Source organism: Acidobacteriota bacterium, assembly GCA_035529075.1.
Classification (GTDB): Bacteria; Zixibacteria; MSB-5A5; order GN15; family FEB-12; genus DATKXK01.
Map to the genome: position 1 here is coordinate 11,286 of DATKXK010000003.1, position 16,611 is coordinate 27,896.

16 protein-coding genes and 1 other RNA gene are annotated in these 16,611 nt (G+C 58.7%); 4 read left to right on the plus strand and 13 right to left on the minus strand.

All coding sequences use genetic code 11. The features are described 5' to 3' along the window. Nucleotides 1–485 precede the first annotated feature (485 nt). Entirely contained in the window at nucleotides 486–1,700 is a 1,215-nt protein-coding gene (locus VMY05_00400) for a serine hydrolase domain-containing protein (protein HUV29536.1), read from the plus strand. A 129-nt stretch (nucleotides 1,701–1,829) separates the two neighbouring features. On the opposite strand, the gene ssrA is transcribed toward VMY05_00400, so the two are convergent. Then, nucleotides 1,830–2,187: a transfer-messenger RNA gene (ssrA, locus tag VMY05_00405) on the minus strand. 524 nt (nucleotides 2,188–2,711) lie between these two features. Between ssrA and VMY05_00410 the strand changes: the two genes are divergently transcribed. Further along, a complete protein-coding gene (locus tag VMY05_00410; GenBank protein HUV29537.1) occupies nucleotides 2,712–3,743 on the plus strand; it encodes a fibrobacter succinogenes major paralogous domain-containing protein in 1,032 nt (343 codons plus the stop codon). A 312-nt stretch (nucleotides 3,744–4,055) separates the two neighbouring features. Here the strand turns inward: VMY05_00410 and VMY05_00415 are convergent, their stop codons facing one another. Next, on the minus strand, nucleotides 4,056–5,102 hold the full coding sequence (locus VMY05_00415; GenBank protein ID HUV29538.1) for an NAD-dependent epimerase/dehydratase family protein: 1,047 nt from the start codon (nucleotides 5,100–5,102) through the stop codon (nucleotides 4,056–4,058). A gap of 296 nt (nucleotides 5,103–5,398) precedes the next feature. On the opposite strand from VMY05_00415, the gene VMY05_00420 reads away from it, so the two are divergent. Continuing rightward, nucleotides 5,399–6,385 carry a zinc-dependent alcohol dehydrogenase family protein gene (locus VMY05_00420; GenBank protein HUV29539.1) on the plus strand — a complete coding sequence of 329 codons (987 nt, stop codon included), beginning with the start codon at nucleotides 5,399–5,401 and terminating at the stop codon, nucleotides 6,383–6,385. Here VMY05_00420 and VMY05_00425 read toward each other — a convergent pair. The 6 genes from VMY05_00425 to VMY05_00450 form a co-directional block, all read right to left on the minus strand. Then, entirely contained in the window at nucleotides 6,382–7,542 is a 1,161-nt protein-coding gene (locus VMY05_00425; GenBank protein ID HUV29540.1) for an aminotransferase class V-fold PLP-dependent enzyme, read from the minus strand. The genes VMY05_00420 and VMY05_00425 overlap by 4 nt on opposite strands. 11 nt (nucleotides 7,543–7,553) lie before the next feature. Further along, nucleotides 7,554–7,973, minus strand: a complete 420-nt coding sequence (locus VMY05_00430; GenBank protein ID HUV29541.1) for a hypothetical protein — start codon at nucleotides 7,971–7,973, stop codon at nucleotides 7,554–7,556. After that, nucleotides 7,973–8,965, minus strand: a complete 993-nt coding sequence (locus VMY05_00435) for an SDR family NAD(P)-dependent oxidoreductase (GenBank protein HUV29542.1) — start codon at nucleotides 8,963–8,965, stop codon at nucleotides 7,973–7,975. The genes VMY05_00430 and VMY05_00435 overlap by 1 nt, the downstream gene beginning before the upstream one ends. Before the next feature lie 98 nt (nucleotides 8,966–9,063). Then, on the minus strand, nucleotides 9,064–10,512 hold the full coding sequence (gene amrB, locus VMY05_00440) for an AmmeMemoRadiSam system protein B (GenBank protein HUV29543.1): 1,449 nt from the start codon (nucleotides 10,510–10,512) through the stop codon (nucleotides 9,064–9,066). A gap of 211 nt (nucleotides 10,513–10,723) precedes the next feature. Further along, entirely contained in the window at nucleotides 10,724–11,680 is a 957-nt protein-coding gene (locus tag VMY05_00445; GenBank protein HUV29544.1) for an SPFH domain-containing protein, read from the minus strand. After that, complete coding sequence (locus VMY05_00450; protein HUV29545.1) at nucleotides 11,680–12,132, minus strand: NfeD family protein; 453 nt, start codon at nucleotides 12,130–12,132, stop codon at nucleotides 11,680–11,682. Before VMY05_00450 ends, VMY05_00445 begins: the two co-directional genes overlap by 1 nt. A 168-nt stretch (nucleotides 12,133–12,300) precedes the next feature. Here VMY05_00450 and VMY05_00455 point away from each other — a divergent pair, with 168 nt between their 5' ends. Beyond that, entirely contained in the window at nucleotides 12,301–13,065 is a 765-nt protein-coding gene (locus VMY05_00455; GenBank protein ID HUV29546.1) for a class I SAM-dependent methyltransferase, read from the plus strand. Here VMY05_00455 and VMY05_00460 read toward each other — a convergent pair. From VMY05_00460 to VMY05_00480, 5 genes are all read right to left on the minus strand, one after another. Next, nucleotides 13,062–13,583: a thioredoxin fold domain-containing protein gene (locus VMY05_00460; GenBank protein HUV29547.1), complete on the minus strand. Its 522-nt coding sequence runs from the start codon at nucleotides 13,581–13,583 to the stop codon at nucleotides 13,062–13,064. The two genes, VMY05_00455 and VMY05_00460, sit on opposite strands and share 4 nt — an antisense overlap. A 46-nt stretch (nucleotides 13,584–13,629) precedes the next feature. Beyond that, entirely contained in the window at nucleotides 13,630–13,830 is a 201-nt protein-coding gene (locus tag VMY05_00465; protein ID HUV29548.1) for a zinc ribbon domain-containing protein, read from the minus strand. 199 nt (nucleotides 13,831–14,029) lie between these two features. After that, nucleotides 14,030–14,419 carry a DUF302 domain-containing protein gene (locus VMY05_00470; GenBank protein ID HUV29549.1) on the minus strand — a complete coding sequence of 130 codons (390 nt, stop codon included), beginning with the start codon at nucleotides 14,417–14,419 and terminating at the stop codon, nucleotides 14,030–14,032. 82 nt (nucleotides 14,420–14,501) lie between these two features. Then, the gene (locus VMY05_00475) at nucleotides 14,502–14,921 is read right to left on the minus strand and encodes an OsmC family protein (protein HUV29550.1); all 420 of its coding nucleotides are present in this window, start codon (nucleotides 14,919–14,921) and stop codon (nucleotides 14,502–14,504) included. Between the two features lie 205 nt (nucleotides 14,922–15,126). Beyond that, nucleotides 15,127–16,590, minus strand: a complete 1,464-nt coding sequence (locus tag VMY05_00480) for a capsule assembly Wzi family protein (GenBank protein HUV29551.1) — start codon at nucleotides 16,588–16,590, stop codon at nucleotides 15,127–15,129. Nucleotides 16,591–16,611 lie beyond the last annotated feature (21 nt).

Here is a 16,611-nt window from a genome sequence, read left to right on the forward strand (position 1 = left end):
TATCGAAAACAGTTGCCCCTCAGCGGGCACCAGTAAAGGTGGTCCCGCGTCAAATGATGGAATAGACTCCATACGCTATTCAAAAAAACCAGCATGACCAACCGGGGTTTTTGCGATCAGGGCAGAGTGGCGCTATTTGATTCTATTGAAGGATATAGACTTACAAAAGCGGGTGGGGGGTACAATACCCCCGCCCGACTTGTAACTTGTTGATTTGTAACGGATTATACAAATGGAGGTGGGGGGAATCGAACCCCCGACTCGCGTTGTGGCACAAGGACTTCCACCGTATTGTGACCAAATTGTGACCGCTTTTCCATAGATCTATCGTGGCCTTTTCTGCTGAATTGGCTACCATGCTTCCCTTGGCTCAATATTGCTTATGGGGACTGGTAGAATCTACTAGCAGGTTCCGGCCTGCAATCAATCAACTTGGCGGCACTTGTCTGACCACCCCGCCTTAATAGTGGATAAATCGACAGATCGTGAACATATTGAACGCTATGACAAAGGCCGATGACATTCTGTGTGAGCAGTTGCAGAAACTGTTGCACAACCTAGTTTCTAAGGGGAAAATACCGCATGCTGTCTTAGCAGTTAAGAGTGGTGACGGTTCTTTTCAGTGGATGGGAGCAGCTGGAGAGGCAAGACCCGGTGGACCACAGATGCAGCCAGATACTCCTTACTTCATTGCCAGCATTGATAAATTGCTGACCGCGACAGCCATTCTCAAACTTTATGAACAAGGTAGCATCGTTTTGGATGAACCGATTTCTGCCTATCTTTCGGAAAACCTCATCGGCGGTCTAAATAGGTGGGGCGGAAAGGACCACACCAACATCATCACAATCAGGCATCTCTTGAGCCATACCTCTGGTCTTGGAGACTGGCTGGAAGATAGACCGAAAGCCGGTTCAAGCCTCCTTGAACGTTTAGTCCGTTACGGCGATATGTCACTGGGCATACAAGATATTCTATACATTGTACGTGATCAGCTTTCCCCTCACTTCGCTCCCCAATCTCTGGGGTTGAAGCGGCAAAAGGCGCGTTACTGCGACACTAATTTCATATTACTCATAGCCATTATAGAGTCTGTGACAGGTAAGCCGTTGCATAAGGTACATGAGGAGTTTTTATTCAAACCTTTCAATATGCATCACACGTGGCTTGCGGGTCAATCGGGGCCGACTGTTTCGACCCCCGCGCCAGCAATGATTATGTATGACAAAGAGCCTCTAGATATTCCTCTCATGCTGCACTCCTCGTGGGCGGTCTACAGTACAGTTGAGGATACTTTGAAGTTTCTGCGTGCTCTCATCAGGGGTGAGGTTTTCGCCAACCCTGAAACGCTTTCCCTTATGCAAGAGGGCTGGGTTCGCTTTGGCATTCCACTGGACAGAGCAGCCGCGCGCTTACCCTCATGGCCTATTGAATATGGTTTAGGACTGATGCGTTTTCACGATCCGCTTCTTCGCCTGCTGGGAAAATTACCTAGATATCTTCGGCCGGTTTACCCGGCTCCAGCTGTTGTCGGTCACACTGGCTCGACCGGCTCCTGGTTGTTCTACTGCCCGCAACTTGATGTTATGTTCTCCGGGACCGTCAATCAAGCTACCGCCGGTGCCCTTCCATTCCGCCTAATCCCAAAAGTCCTTAAGGTTGTTGATGAGTGCAGGCGAGGTAAGCCCCGTGCGCTGTGACCAAATCGTGACTGTGATCGTCGTAAGTTATTGCATGATATTCAGCGATATAGCCAACCGGTGGGGGGTATAAGCAAATGATCCGGCTTGCATGTCGCTGCAAGCTTTTGGTTTATATTAGGTTATAACAAATGGAGGTGGGGGGAATCGAACCCCCGTCCGAGTATAATGTCAAGCCGCCCTCTACGTGCGTAGCCTTCCTTTATTTTCTCGCGATAGCCGCTGCCGGAAGACGGGCCACGACTACCGCCAGCCTTTTACTTTAAGCTCTCCTTAAAGGCGTCAGAGAGCCGAGCCTCCTTTAGCGACGCTGTATCCCGGCCCTGGAGACAAAGGTCCAGGTACAACGGGCTGCGCTAGATACTAGGCAGCCATGGCGTAATTGTATTCGCCAATTGCTGGTTTTGCCCGGTTTGATAACGGGGACCCAGACAACCCCGGCACGCTGGCAACCCCCCACTATACCCGTCGAAACCAGGTCACCCCCATAGGCAAGATCAGTTTCGTGCGGGACAGCGAAGAGAAACCGCCTCTTCACATGTCAAAGAACCGTTACTAATATACTATATCGGCCGGCTTATCGCAAGCCTACCCATCCCTTGAACGTACTGTCGCCCTCCCAGGTTTCAAACCCTGAGCGGCCGGGCGCCAGTAACAGCGAGTCGAGCATCCTCTGCACGGCCAAAACAGCCCCCCGTGGGGTGCGGGCTTTCTCGCTATCATTCTCGGCCGTTTCCGATGATAAATCCGCGTTGAGCAATGTCGCCCTGGTCCCTCGAACGATTTGCATGGCCTCTGCGACGAGCTCTGCCACATTCTCAGGTAGTCTGGCGCCTCCTGGAACCCGGCCTGACGTTGTTTTCTATTAACTCCTCTATCCAGACCTGAATTGTCTGGTTTTCTTTGGCTACCTGAATTCGCAGCTGTCAGTCACAAGTCCAGCTTGACTTCCAAGGAATGTGCGGCGATATTATCCTGAGCGTATTCGACTTCATCTCTGGAAGGACAACCATGAAGAATTTCTACCCCAACTGCTTTGTGCCGGTTTCTGTCCTGTTGTGCCTATCCGTATTATTGAGTTGCGGAGATGACAAAGGTACGGAACCTGACATCAGCGTGCCGGTACTTACCACTACTACTGTCAGCGCCATAACACAAACTACAGCTCAGAGTGGTGGTAACATTACGTCGGATGGTGGAGCGGCAGTAACGGCTCGCGGGGTCTGCTGGAGCACGAGCCCAACGCCCGCGGTTACTGACAGCAAGACTAGCGATGGTTCGGGTACGGGCGGTTTTACCAGTTCCATCAGTGGTTTGACTGCTGGTACAGATTATTATGTCAGGGCCTATGCCACAAACAGCGCTGGCACGGGCTATGGCAGTGCTCAACCATTCACGACGACAGCTTCTTCGGGTACAGTAACGGATATAGACGGTAATGTCTATCAAACTGTGACAATAGGGACGCAGGTCTGGATGGCAGAGAACTTGAAGGTAACCCATTATCGCAACGGCGACCAAATTCCGAACGTGACCGACGGCAGCACATGGTCCGGTCTTAGCACCGGGGCCTACTGCGAATATGATAATAACCCAGTTAATGTTGCTACCTATGGGAGGTTGTACAACTGGTATGCAGTAGATGACAGCCGTAACATTGCGCCAGCGGGTTGGCATGTGCCGACGGATGAGGAATGGAAGCAACTGGAGATGTATCTTGGTATGAGCCAGGCTGAGGCGGATGCTTTTGGTTGGCGCGGTACTGATGAAGGCGACAAGTTAAAAGAAGCTGGCACATCGCATTGGATAAGCCCTAACGCCGGCGCAACAAATGAAAGCGGTTTCACCGCGTTGCCAGGCGGGTACCGCAGCTGGAATGGTACCTTCAGCAATCTGGGTAGCTCCGCCTACATTTGGTCCTCTACGGAGTACAGTTTTAGCTACGCGTGGACCCGAGGCCTGAATTACGGCGGTTCGCAGGTCCTCCGTAACGTCAACTACAGTAGGCACCACGGTTTTTCTGTTCGTTTCGTCCGGGATTAATTGACTATTTGACTCTTTGGGGTATGGGGCGTAGCCCCATCGAATTTGATTTTTGAAAATGGCAAAGTACGATGAATTGCCGATTGTAAGGCTCCCCCATTGGCAAGCGGTGTCTAAGAAACTCCTCGTGGTCGGGCCATAGGTTGCTTCCATCCGGTTCGGCGATTTGTAGCGCAGCGCCGAATACAGGTAGGTTTCGTTGTACTGCTCGACCCACGCTCCGGCCGCCGTCGACAATTCGAACGGATGTCGCCACTCCCGCAACCGGGCCACGATCGCTTCGTTGCGAGAGGCCACCGATGCCGACGACCGCTATCCGGAAGCCGGTTTGGCGTAGCTGTCGATGAATCCGTCATTGAGGAGATCGTCAAGCGTAGTATGAATTGACCGCGGCCTGAAACCCAGTTCTCGTCGCGCTTTCATAGAGGAAAACGCCCAGTCGAAGTCGATCAGTTTTACCAGATCCGGGTAAAACGAGATCTTGTGACGTCCGGTCAGGCGCACCAACATGACCCACAGCCTCGCGGCAACGTCCAGCAGGGCCCGTGGCGGCCGGACAAGCGGGGGTGCCTTGCCCAGGATGGCGGAGACAGCCAGGACAATTTCCTGCGCCGTGATATTGTCGCCGGCCAGGATGTACCGCTCACCGGGGCGGCCGTGCTCCAGCGCGGCAATCACACCCGGCGCAACATCGCGGACGTCCACCAGGTTAACCCAGTTTCGCAGGTCGGGCACGACGACTCGATTAAACAGCCTGAGTGCCCTGGCGCGATCATCGCCGCTGCGCGAGGGAGCGATGATTATCGACGGGTTGACCGTGACCAACTCCGTGTCGCTCGACTCTGCCAGTGACGCCAGTTCCACTTCGGCTGCATGCTTGCTCAGGATGTAAGGTATCCGAAGGTGCCCGAGATTGAACGCATGGCTCTCGTTGACGAGGCGTTTTGGCTGGATGATATTCTCCGATGTAGTCCGGGGGGTCGCGCCCACGGCGGCAACGGTCGAAACGTGCACGAATCGCTTGACGCCGGCCTTGGCCGCCGCCCGGTACAGCCCGGTCGCCCCGAACGTATTGATCCCGGCGAACTGAGTCGCCTTATCCCGTCGGAAATCCACCCATGCGGCGGTGTGAATCACCACTTCCATGCCGGTCACCAGCCGTTCCAACTCTTCCCGGTTGCGCAGATCCGCAAGGCGTTTCTCCAGACCCAGGGAATCGATGAACGAAGTATCGGAACCCGACCGCACGTGGGCCACCGGCTTGATGCCCGACCGGGAGAACTCGTAGGCCAGTTGCTGGCCAAGCGAGCCTGAGGCCCCGGTTATCAGAATCCTGCGTTTGTCCGACGTCATCGTCATGGCTCTACTGCTTACCGACCTTACATAGTACTGGTTGCCGGCAGGCAAAGTTCCTGCCGAATCCGGCGTACCGGCATGGGCGTAACCGCGCCCACGAGCAGGTGGTTCAATTAAAATACTTGGAAAGCGGGAGTCAAATGTCAAACCGACACGCGGCTTCATAACCCCGGGCGACGCCTCCTCCCGGAGCGCCCCCGGGGCGGACCCGCAAGAAAGCTCTTGAAATATGCGAGACAGACAGATAGCCTGAGAAATACCGGCAGCCGAATGACCACGACCGGAAGAGGACTTGATAAATGCAAGCAATGATCCTGGAAACCCCGCGCCAACCGCTCAGGCTGGTCGAACTGCCGGACCCGGTTCCCGGGCCGGGACAACTCCTGCTTCGCGTGCACGCCTGTGGAGTCTGCCGCACCGATCTGCACGTTGTCGACGGTGACCTGACGGAGCCAAAACTGCCGGTCATCCCGGGACACCAGATTGTCGGCACGGTCATTGACGTTGGCCGGGGGAGCGGTCGGTTTGCGCCGGGAGACCGGGTCGGCTTGCCCTGGCTCGGCGGGTCTTGCGGGCAGTGTGATTACTGCCGTACCGGCCGGGAAAACCTCTGCGACCACGCCCGGTACACCGGGTACCAGATCGACGGCGGTTTTGCCGAGTTGTGCGCGGCCGACGAGCGCTTCTGTTTCCCCGTCCCCGAGGGTTATCCCGATCTGCAGGCGGCTCCGCTGCTTTGCGCCGGGCTGATCGGCTACCGGGCCCTGCGCATGGTCGGTGACGCAACGCGGGTGGGATTCTACGGCTTCGGTGCCTCTGCTCACATCCTGATCCAGGTGGCCCGGCACCAGAAGCGTGAGGTCTACGCGTTCACGAGACCCGGCGACAGCACCGGCCAGGCGTTTGCCACCAGGCTGGGGGCGGTCTGGGCGGGTGCCTCGGACATGCCGCCGCCCGCCCCCCTTGACGCCGCGATTATATTCGCCCCGGAAGGCGCGCTGGTACCGGCCGCCCTGCGCGCGGTCGCCAAAGGAGGGACGGTCGTCTGTGCCGGTATTCACATGAGCGATATCCCGTCGTTCCCCTACTCCATCCTGTGGGAAGAACGAGTCGTGCGCTCGGTGGCGAACCTTACCCGCCGTGACGGTGAAGAGTTCCTCGCCCTGGCCCCGACGGTCCCGGTAAAAACCGAAACCCACGCCTATCCGTTGGCCGGGGCCAACCAGGCGCTGGAGGACCTCCGCCAGGGCCGCTTTTCCGGCGCCGCCGTTATCGTGATCGACTAACGGCGCGAAACGTCATCCAGAACGCCGATCAGTTTATCGACGTCACTCTCGTCGTTGAACAGGTGGACGGAAACCCGGATCGACCCCTCACGGTTGACCAGGACGATCCCGCGCCTGAGGATATCCTTGTGCAGCCGTTCGACGTCCGGGCAGGTGAAGGTGAAGATCGACGAGCGGTGCTGAGCGGCCATTGACGACGTAATCGTGTAGTACGGATTCCCTCGAATATAGTCGGCCAGTCGATCGATAAGGGCGTAGTTGTGCTGCTGGATGTTACGGATACCGAGGTCTTCAAACAGCCTCGCGGCCGCCCGCATGCCAAGAATGTTCAGCACGGCGTAGTAGCCCAGTTCCAACCGCCGGGCGGAGTCGAAGTACGGCCGGTCGTAGTGGAACAGGTTGCTGAAATCCATCTTCCAGTCAACGCCGAGCCAGCTCATAAACGGCGGCGTGATGCGGTCGCGCACTTCATCGGAAAGGTAGAAAAAACCACACCCCTGCGGTGACAGCAGCCACTTCTGGCACCCGGAGGTGAAAACGTCAAGGCCGAGCTGTCCGACGTCGATCGGCTCTACGCCCATCCCCTGGATACCGTCGACCACGAGGTAGATCCCGCGCTCTTTGCAGAGGGACGAAATCGCGGCCAGGTTGTTCTTGAACCCGTTGAAGAACTGCACCCACGAGAGCGACAGCACGCGCGTGCGCGAAGTAACGGCGCGTTCAAACTCGGCCATGTCAAAGACGCGCTCGCGCGATTTCACGAACCTGAGTACAAGCCCCCTGGCCTCGGCCGCCGCCTTCCACGTGTACACCACGGCCGGAAACTCAATATCCGACACCAGTACCTCGTCCCCCGCATTGAGCGGAAGCCCGAACGCCGCGATGTTCAGCCCGAACGAGGTGTTCAGACCGATGCCGATCTGCCGTGCCTCCGCGCCGATCATTCCGGCGTACGCCGACCGCAGCTCATCCTGAACCGTAAAGGCATCGTGCGTATCGTCCTGTTCCGCCCGGACGCGCAGTTCGACGTTATCCTCGATGGCCTTCTTCACGGGCGTGCAGAACGGGCCGTAGGAGGCGGAGTTGAAATAGACAATCCGGTCAGTATGTGGAAACAGTCGCCTGGCGGCGGCGAACGGCTCTTCTGTCACGTTCATGGCAGGTTCCTTCACAGCGAGTAGAGATATCCGATAATGCTCAACGAACCGCCGAGCTTGATAAGCAACGACAGGAGCATGAACAGTATATACGGCATGGGTAGTTTTATCCTCACTGACAGGCCCATAAGGGCCGGGATTGCGCCGAGAGTGAAGGCGAACAGGCTGGCCGCCATCCCCGCGCGGATACCCGACAAGGGTATGATGAGATAAAAGAACCCGTAGGCAAGGGTGGGAATGACCGCGAAGAACAGCGCTTCCATAACGTAATTTATGGCGGCCCAACCGAGCCCGGTCGATTCCAACAGGCTGCTTGCGATCCCCTGCGTCAACTGCAGCTTCCGCTCAACGTACCGGAGCACGACGGACACGATAAGCAGGTACAGGCTCGACAAAACAAAACAATAGAGCAAAAGTCCCTGTGAGTACATCAGAGCCATCCGTGTTTGAGATACCAGCCATACGTTTCTCCTGCCCCCTGCTCGAGCGGGATGGCCGATTCGAAGTCAAGGTCCACCCGCGCCCGCTCGGTCGAGACCTGCCACGAGGCTAGCAGTTCGCGTGTCTTGTCCCGTGTCACCATGGGCGTGGCTCCGACCAGCTTGAAAACAAACTCCGAGACCGCCGCGGCAAGTCTGAAGACCCCCGACGGCAGACGAAGCGGCAGCGCCCGCCGGCCCGATGCGCGTTCCAGCACGGCCGTCAACTCCCTGAGGGTGTACGAACGGTTTTCCGCGATGTGGTAGACGGCGCCGCTTTGCGTCCTGGACGAAACGGCTTGAACGACCCCCCGTGAGAGATCGTATACGTGCACGAGCTGGATTCGCCGGTCAAGATCTCCAATGTACGGTTTCAGGTGCCAGTACACGGCTTTGAACAAGGCAAACATCTCCGTATCGCCCGGACCGTACACCGCCGGCGGGCGTATGGAGACCACGTGCAGGCGGTCCCTGTACGACAGGGCCGCTTTTTCGCCTTCCGCCTTGGACCGACCGTAGGCCGTCACCGGGTTGGGCGGATCGCTCTCGGCCACCGGCCTTCCGGCCGAAGACGGGCCGCCGACCGCCTGAGACGACATGTACACAACCTTCTTTACCTCTGCATTGTGCGCGGCGATGGCGTCAAACAGCCTGGCCGTCCCGCGTGCGTTGACGTCAAAGAACGCCGCCGGGTTGCGGGCTTTCACGATTCCGGCGTTGTGGACCACGTAATCGACACTGCCGACCATTTCGGGAAGCCCGGCCGCGTCGGTGACATCGCCGTAACGGTAGCGCACGGGCAGATCTTTGAGGAAGGTCAGGTCGGCGGACTCTCTCACGCCGGCCACAACGTCATACCCCGACGAGAGGAACCTCCGGCAGAGGGCCGAACCGATGAATCCGTTGGCACCGGTGATCAGGACGCTTGGTTTCCCCTCGGGCATGCCCCGAAGGTAGGCAATTGAGACGGCGCCTACAAGTGGTTATCAGGAACGCGCGATGGATCGCACAGGCGCGCCGGACGGCTGACCCTCTTTACAGATCAGGGGATAATCTCGGCGCTGAACTTGTAGAGTTCGGCAAACTTGTCCCTGTAACTGTTCTTGGGCAGGCCCGCCTTCAGGCAGGTCTGTTCAAGAAGCTCAGTCACGGACCAACCATGCTCTGTGGCCACCTGCGGCAGCAGCAGGCCGGAATGAAGGTCGAGCTTTATCATCAGGCCGTCCCGGCCGATCTTGATGTCGTTGACGTCCCGCACCTTCTCCAGCGGAGAAAGAATCGAGATCTCATACTCCAGGCTGTCCAACTCGGTGGCGGCCAGCGGGGGAAACCGCGGATCCTCGAACGCCGCGGCGACGGCCATGTCGGTAACCGTCAGATAGAGCGGGTCGCGGGCGCGTATCTGTCCGATGCAGCCCCTGAGTTCGCCTCCTATTTTCAGCGTGACGAAGGCCCCGTTCTTCTCCTCGAGATTGGGGTGGGGCTCCGGGCGGTACGGCTGTCCCTGCAGCCGAGCTTCTATTGCCTCACGGGCAATCTTCAGCAGAGTCGCCTTGTCTTCATCGGACAGAACCCGCTTTTCCGGCGGCCTGGCGGCGGTGCTTCCAATGACCCGCGTAACCGTCCGGGCCTTCTCTCCGGCGACAACGGCCGCCGCAAGGTACCCGACCACCTCGTCATAGTCGCCCGTAGTGGCACCTGAAGTGTTGTAGTCGAGGAATTGCACGCGGCTGCCGCCCAGCTTCCGGGCAGCATGCATCACCGCTGCGACCGGACCGCCCCCGCAAGCCTCTCCTTTTCCTGAGTGCAGGGTGCGCGTCAGGGCGTCCGCGTCAAACTGCTCGATCACCTTCTGCACGGTGTAATCCAGCCGCTTGGCCGTCTCCTGCGAGTGAAAGTGAGACAGGTCGGTCGAAGCCACCATGAGCGTGTTGGTTCCCTGCAACGCCGCGCCGAGCGTCTCCCCGAGCGCCCTGATGGAGTCCGTCTCCTGATCGCCCATCACTATTGCAACCAGCCGGGTCTTCGGCAGAACAATCTGCAGGAACGGCAACTGCACCTCGAGAGCATGTTCGCCCCGCGTAATTCCGGTGGCATGCCCCATGTTAGAGAAGTAAACCGACGAAGGATTGATGGACGCGATCTTCTCGGCCAGGGCAAGGTCCGTTTCCATCACGCCCAGCGGCGTCTGGTAGCCGCCGCCGCCGAAGACCGACGAACCCTTGAAGAAAACTGTATGCGACGGCGATACTATCACCACCGTATCGAACTCTTCTCCCTCGAGCAGCTTGTAAGCCTTGGCCGCCACCTTGCCCGAGTACGGGTATCCGGCGTGGGGTACGATCAGCGCCATGGGACGTCCCTCCAGCGGCACCTTGCCCACCTCGGCAAACATGGCTGCAATCGATTTGGTGAGTTCCAGCGCGCTACCGGGATAGAACGCTCCGGCTACGGCCGGCTTCCTGATCTCGCTCCGATTAATCTCCGTCATGGTTACCTGACCTCACTCCATGAGCCCTGCCGGCAAGCTACGGCACGTGCAGTCAAAAGTCAATCGGAGGCGCGGCGGAGCAGCAACACCTTTCGGTCATCGGGCCGCCTTCTCAGCGGGCGCCCCGTACGTGGCCGGGCATAGAAAAAGGCCGGATACCCGTATCCGGCCTCCTGTCTTTCGCCTCGCCGGCCTGCCGCCGGCGGTTCTCTCAGCTCGTTGCCTCGGTCGGCGATGCCGACGGCCCGGGGTGACCTTTTCCGCGATCCTTGCTGACGCCTTCCACTACGGCTGCCAGGGCTGAGATCATTCCGCTGGCTTCGTAAGGCAGAAAGATCTTGCTGGCTTTCCCATCGGCCAGGCGCGGCAGCACATCGAGGTATCTCAGCGTAATCAGTTCGTTGTCCGGCCTGCCCTCGTGGATGGCTCCGAAAACGGTGAGAATGGCCTGCGCCTCACCCTTGGCCACCGTCTCCTGCCGATACATCTCGGCGTCGGCCTTCTTTCGCACCGCCCCGGCGGCACCCTCGGCTTCGAGAACCTGGGCCAGCTTGTGACCTTCCGCACGCGTGATATCCGCCTGCCGGGTCGCTTCGGCTTCAAGGATGGTGGCGCGCTTGTCGCGCTCGGCTTTCATCTGCCGGCTCATGGCGTCGGTGATGTCGGCCGGGGGATCGATCCGCTGCAGTTCGATCCGGTTCACCTTGACGCCCCACTTGTCGGTGGCCTGATCCATCACGTCGCGGAGCTGGGAGTTGATCTGGTCGCGTGACGAAAGGCATTCGTCGAGGTCCATCTCGCCGATTACGTTACGCAGGTTGGTCTGAGCCAGCTTGGTCGACGCAACAATGTAGTTGGCAATCTCATACTTGGAGCGAAACGGATCCGTCACCTGGCAGTAGATGATACCGTCAACCTCAACGTTGACGTTATCCTTGGTGATGACCAGTTGTGGCGGAACGTCGATCACCACCTCCCGCATGTCCACCTTGATAACCCGGTCGGTCAGCGGGAAGATCATGTTGAGACCGGGGTCAAGCGTCCGCTGGAACTTCCCCAGGCGCTCCACGAGACCGCGCTCGTAGGGCCGGATGATCCGGATTGACGAGATCACCACGGCGAATACCAGCACCCCGAAAACAATTAGCAGCAGTTCGACGGCATGCATTATTCTGTCCTTTCTTCATTTAACTGTTCCTGTTTTTCCACACGCACTCGGGTGCCGGCCACCGACACAATTCGCACCCTGGATCGCTCCTCGATGCGAACCTCGGCTTCGGCCGCCCAGATTTCGCCTTCATATCTCACCAGGCCGCCCCCATCGGGCTCCACGGTCTTGGTCACGATGGCCGTCCCGCCGATCATGCGGTCGACGTTGGACGCCTGAGGTGAAGGCTTGGTGATCTTGGAGGCCAGCCGTCGCGTCAACGGCAGCAGGGCCAGCGATATCACGAGAAAGATGGCCACCTGCACGTAATACGAGCCCGGAAAGATCTCGGCGTATATACCCGCGCACAGCGCCCCCGCGACAAAACTGACAAATATCAGGGTCGGTGTGACAAGCTCGACTATCAGGAACACCAGCGCCGCCGTTATCCAGATCCAGAACATCGTCGACATGAAATCTCCTTTCCTGCCGGGAACCCGCTCCCGGAAGTCCGACAATAGTACTTGCGAACGGAGTCGATATTCAGTACAACCTTGCGTAATGAGAAGGCCGTGCCCCGCTCGCTGTCAACTAAAAGGCCTGTCGCATCGGACGGACCCGTGTCGGGGAGAGATACGCCGGTGAATGCATACGACCGGTTTGCGTCCGTATACGACCGAATTGGAGCTGACCGGTTCTCCCGAGACATGGTCGCGTATACGTTCAGAATCGCACGACGTTTCGGAGTCCGCGCACAAACCGGGCTGGACCTCTGCTGCGGCACCGGCACCGCCATGGAACTGCTCGCCGATCGCGGCCTGAGCGTGGCCGGCCTGGATCGAAGCTCCGCTATGCTGAGCCAGGCGCGCCGAAAACTCATGGGCAAAGGCGTGAAGCTCTACCGGCAATCACTGCCCCGTTTCAGGATTCCGGACGGCACCGGCGGTGGCCGCGTGCGAAAGTTCGACCTGGTTACCTGTTTTTACGATTCCCTGAATTACCTGAAAAACGAGCGGGAACTCAAAGCCGCCTTTCGGTCGGTGTACCGTCACCTGGCGCCCGGAGGCTGGTTCGTTTTCGATATGAACACGCCTGTCGGGCTCAAACTGATCTGGGATTCGCAGATCTGGGGCGGTGTCAGGAACGACGTGGCCTGGATATGGAGAAACGCGTATCACGCTCGGACCCAATCGGCCGAATGCGCGACTACGTTTTTTGTGAAAGCCGGCCGCAACTGGCGTCGGTTCGACGAACTGCACCTGGAGAGGGCCTACAGCAATCGCGTTGTTAGGCGGCTGCTTCGCGAGACGGGACTCACCGTCATAGCGTACTACCGCTGCTTTACCTTTGACAAACCGTCCCGGGAAACCTGCCGGATCTGCGCGGTGGCCCGGCGCAACCGTTAGAACACACCCCAGGCCGTGTCGACGTCGGCCTCCGGAAGCTTCAGGAAATCGACCCACGGTGTCCTCATGAAGTGGCGGTTCTCGACGTAAATGAGCAGCCGCTTGAACGTCGTCAGGGGCATGGCGGAATCCATCATGCCGAGAATCTGTCCCGTGGAGTCAAAGAAGTAGTACGCCGGAATACCCTCTATCTTCAGCAGGTCGAACAACTGGCGCCTGGTATACTGCCGGTCATTGATCGTAACCGGCAAATCCCGGTCGAGGTTGATGTTAACCGGGATGTAGTGCTCGTTCAGATAGGCCACAATCTCAGGCCGAGGCAGGATCAGACTCTCCATCTGCTCGCACCAGGGACAGTTGTCCTGGCTGATATAAAGAAAAAGCGGGCGCGGTGCCTGGGGAAACTCGGCCTGCATCTCAGCAAGGTCCGTCCACACGAGTTCTGCCGACCCCGGCTCATCTGAGCCGCAGCCGGTCATCAGCACCCCGAGCAGCGCCAGGATCAGTGCCGTTCTCATGATCGTCAATCTGCCTCGTCCGCGACCGCGGACTTGGTCAGCCCGCTCACGTGAACCTGCCGCCGCAGCGGGGCGGCCCCGCAGACGGAAGCCCCAAACGGGAACTCGAAGGCGCCGCGAAGGCGGACAACAGCCTGGTCGTGTTTTCAGATCGGCAGTGCGGGCAAGTGGCAGCCACCGTCTCATGCGACGTCAACTCCTCGAACCGCCCGTCACAGTCATTACACCTGTATTCAAAGAGAGGCATTCTCGCTCCTTAATCGCTGCGGGACATGACCGCCCCGAACACTGCTCCCAGCACCGTCACCACCGTCGGGGAGCACAGGATCGGTCACGTCGACCCGAATCGAATATACAGCATCGAGAGGATGAATCCAAGCGCACCGCCGGTCAGCGTGAAAACCAGCGTGCGTTTCCAGTTACGCATCAGGCTCGGCATAACGCGGTCAGACCGACTCCCTCATGATAGTCTTCAACGTTTCCTCCACTTCCGCGGCCAGGTCGTCCAGGCCGGCGTCGGGCATCATCTGCGCAATCATACCGGGGCGGTTCAGCTTCACCACCGTTTTCGGCCCGTCACCATACACCGCGTACCGGCACGGCATGAACAGCGCCACGTCCGGCTGCCTGCTCAGCGCCCGGTGGGCGAAAGAGGCGTTACATACTTCGATGATCACAAGCGGCCCGTGTTCGAACCCCTTCTCGGCCAGCGTCTCCTGGACATTGTGCACCGCCAGCACCCGGAACTGGTGTTTCGGCACGTTCGATTCAATGTTCTGCACAACGGTGTCAAACGGCTTGTCGGACTCCAGTGCGTACGCAATTTGTTCGTTCATACTTTGCTCACGTCGTATGGGTAAATACACCCGTCTTTCTGCCTTTTCTCATTAGATGCAGCAACCGGCCGGATGATTCAGACTATTCGGCCAGAATCTCATAGCTCGTGATCACCTTGCCCGGATTCTGCACGGTCTGGCTGACCACGCAGTACTTGGCCTCGGAAAGCTCTATTGCCCCGGCCAGTTTTTCCGGGTCGAGATTTTTACCCCGGGCTTTGAACTTCACTTCGATCGTATGAAACGGCTTGGGATAATCCTCGTTCTGATGGCCGATTATCTCGATATCAAGTCCCGTCAACTCCTGCCGCTGCTTGTGCAGGATTCGGACGATGTCGATCCCCGCACAGCCGGCCAGGCCGAACAGAAGCAGTTCCGTCGGCTTGTACCCCTCCTCATTGCCCCCTGCGGCCTTGCCCCCGTCGGTGACGATTTCATGGCCGAAGGCTCCAATCCCTTTGAACCTGATGCCCCCGGTCCAGCTCATTTTTGCCGTAACCATTTGTCCATCCGTTCCTTGCGCAACCCGGCTCCGAGTGCCGAACCTCCAACTTCTATTCTCGCGGACTCGACAAGATAATAACAGGCAACGCCCGAAGGAACACGGAAATTCGCCGCCGCCGACCGGTACCCGCGACCAGCTCTCCGGCGAGTATAACCAAAGGCGCAAAAGAGATTGAAACAAGAACAGGCCGACTCGGTGTGCGCTACTCGAGATTCAGCGACGTAAACAGGAAGGAGGAGATCGTGACGTTCACGAACGGTATCGTGCGCAGGGCGCCCTGGAGGTGCTGAACGTTCTTCGTCCAGTCTACACCGATCTCCAGGTCAACGAAGGCGAGGTCGAGCAGAAAGCTCTTGATTCCCAGCGAGGTCGAAGTGGTACTTTGCACCACCCCGGTCGGAAAGGGTTCGCTGTAATCCCCCTCGGCCAGCGTCCACGGCTCAGTCCACTCATCCTCCACGCCGCCCTCCCCTTGACGGTGGTACGAGAGGCGCACAACGGCGGCGGTTCCCGCGCCGAACCATCGCATGACCGCGACGGAAGCCAGGTCGTAGTCATTGCCCAGGGCCGAGCCGATGAGCCGGCGGCCCACGAGATACCGGTTACGCTCCAGCAGTTGGTTGAACGTCCAGTTCGTCACCCGCGTGTATTCCATCTTAACGTCAAGCCCGCGAGTAATATCGGCGGCATACGCGCCCACCACGAGACCGTACTCGGCCGGCTCTTTATCCGAGGGCGTGTCGCTGTCAACCTGCAGATCGTCGATCAGAAGCTGACCGTACAGCTTCAGGCCGTGCCCGGGTTTTAGCCGGAAATCGACGCCGACGGTCGTGTTGTCGTTGGCCCCGTCGTTTAGCTGAGAACCATGAAAGAAGATCAGCGGATTGAGGTAAAACAGATCGATCTGGCGCCCCGGACCACCGAACAGAACCGTCTCGAACAGCCCCACGGACAGCCGACGACTCAGGTGTATATCGAGACGGTGAGCCGCAAAGTACCTGTTTTCGAACTGCTCGACACCGTCCTCGTCAGGGCTCAGACCGTCCAGCCGGGCCAGCCGGTACGACAGGGCCAGTCTGCCCCAGCTAAACGTGTAGGCCAAACCGTCAAGCCATCGCTCTCGCGAGAATATGAGCGAATTTCGGATCCCCCAGAAGGAGGCAAACCGCCCCACCATCATCTCAAGTTTGCCGGTCCTGACGTGGGCGAACGCCTGCCTGACGTCGCCGGCCAGACCGCGCCATTTCACTCCGCTGTAATCCTCGTCCCTGGCCAGAGCCTCGTCCAGAACGAATGACCCGAACACGAAAACCCCGCGTACCGGACGGCCGGCAATACCGCCTCGGAGGCTCTCGAAACTCTGGGGGTGATGCCGCCTTGCGGCCCGGAATTTCTCACCGGCAAACGTGAACAACTCCAGTCGCGCCGGCTCAATCTCGCCCAGCCGCTGGAACGGCCCGAAGGCGAAACTCTGATGGTCCAGGCGGTAGGGACCGAGCTGGTAGTGGTACTTGTCCAGTGTCAGGGCGTCGATTCGCTCCAGCCGATCATATACAAACTCGTATTCCGAGGTACCGGTCGGCAGCACGCCGGCGAGGGACAGTTGAGCACCGAGGGCGAACAGCAGGAGGGCCGGCAGAATCTTCTTCATGAGGGACGCGGTCATGTCAGTTCCCGGCGTGAAGCT

Coding starts and splice junctions, on each gene's coding strand:
- VMY05_00445 (HUV29544.1), bottom strand. CDS start 11,680: ATGCATGCCGTCGAACTGCTGCTAATTGTTTTCGGGGTGCTGGTATTC.
- VMY05_00410 (HUV29537.1), top strand. CDS start 2,712: ATGAAGAATTTCTACCCCAACTGCTTTGTGCCGGTTTCTGTCCTGTTG.
- amrB (HUV29543.1), bottom strand. CDS start 10,512: ATGACGGAGATTAATCGGAGCGAGATCAGGAAGCCGGCCGTAGCCGGA.
- VMY05_00425 (HUV29540.1), bottom strand. CDS start 7,542: ATGAACGTGACAGAAGAGCCGTTCGCCGCCGCCAGGCGACTGTTTCCA.
- VMY05_00460 (HUV29547.1), bottom strand. CDS start 13,583: ATGAGAACGGCACTGATCCTGGCGCTGCTCGGGGTGCTGATGACCGGC.
- VMY05_00420 (HUV29539.1), top strand. CDS start 5,399: ATGCAAGCAATGATCCTGGAAACCCCGCGCCAACCGCTCAGGCTGGTC.
- VMY05_00450 (HUV29545.1), bottom strand. CDS start 12,132: ATGTCGACGATGTTCTGGATCTGGATAACGGCGGCGCTGGTGTTCCTG.
- VMY05_00415 (HUV29538.1), bottom strand. CDS start 5,102: ATGACGATGACGTCGGACAAACGCAGGATTCTGATAACCGGGGCCTCA.
- VMY05_00475 (HUV29550.1), bottom strand. CDS start 14,921: ATGGTTACGGCAAAAATGAGCTGGACCGGGGGCATCAGGTTCAAAGGG.
- VMY05_00470 (HUV29549.1), bottom strand. CDS start 14,419: ATGAACGAACAAATTGCGTACGCACTGGAGTCCGACAAGCCGTTTGAC.
- VMY05_00430 (HUV29541.1), bottom strand. CDS start 7,973: ATGTACTCACAGGGACTTTTGCTCTATTGTTTTGTTTTGTCGAGCCTG.
- VMY05_00480 (HUV29551.1), bottom strand. CDS start 16,590: ATGACCGCGTCCCTCATGAAGAAGATTCTGCCGGCCCTCCTGCTGTTC.
- VMY05_00465 (HUV29548.1), bottom strand. CDS start 13,830: ATGCCTCTCTTTGAATACAGGTGTAATGACTGTGACGGGCGGTTCGAG.
- VMY05_00435 (HUV29542.1), bottom strand. CDS start 8,965: ATGCCCGAGGGGAAACCAAGCGTCCTGATCACCGGTGCCAACGGATTC.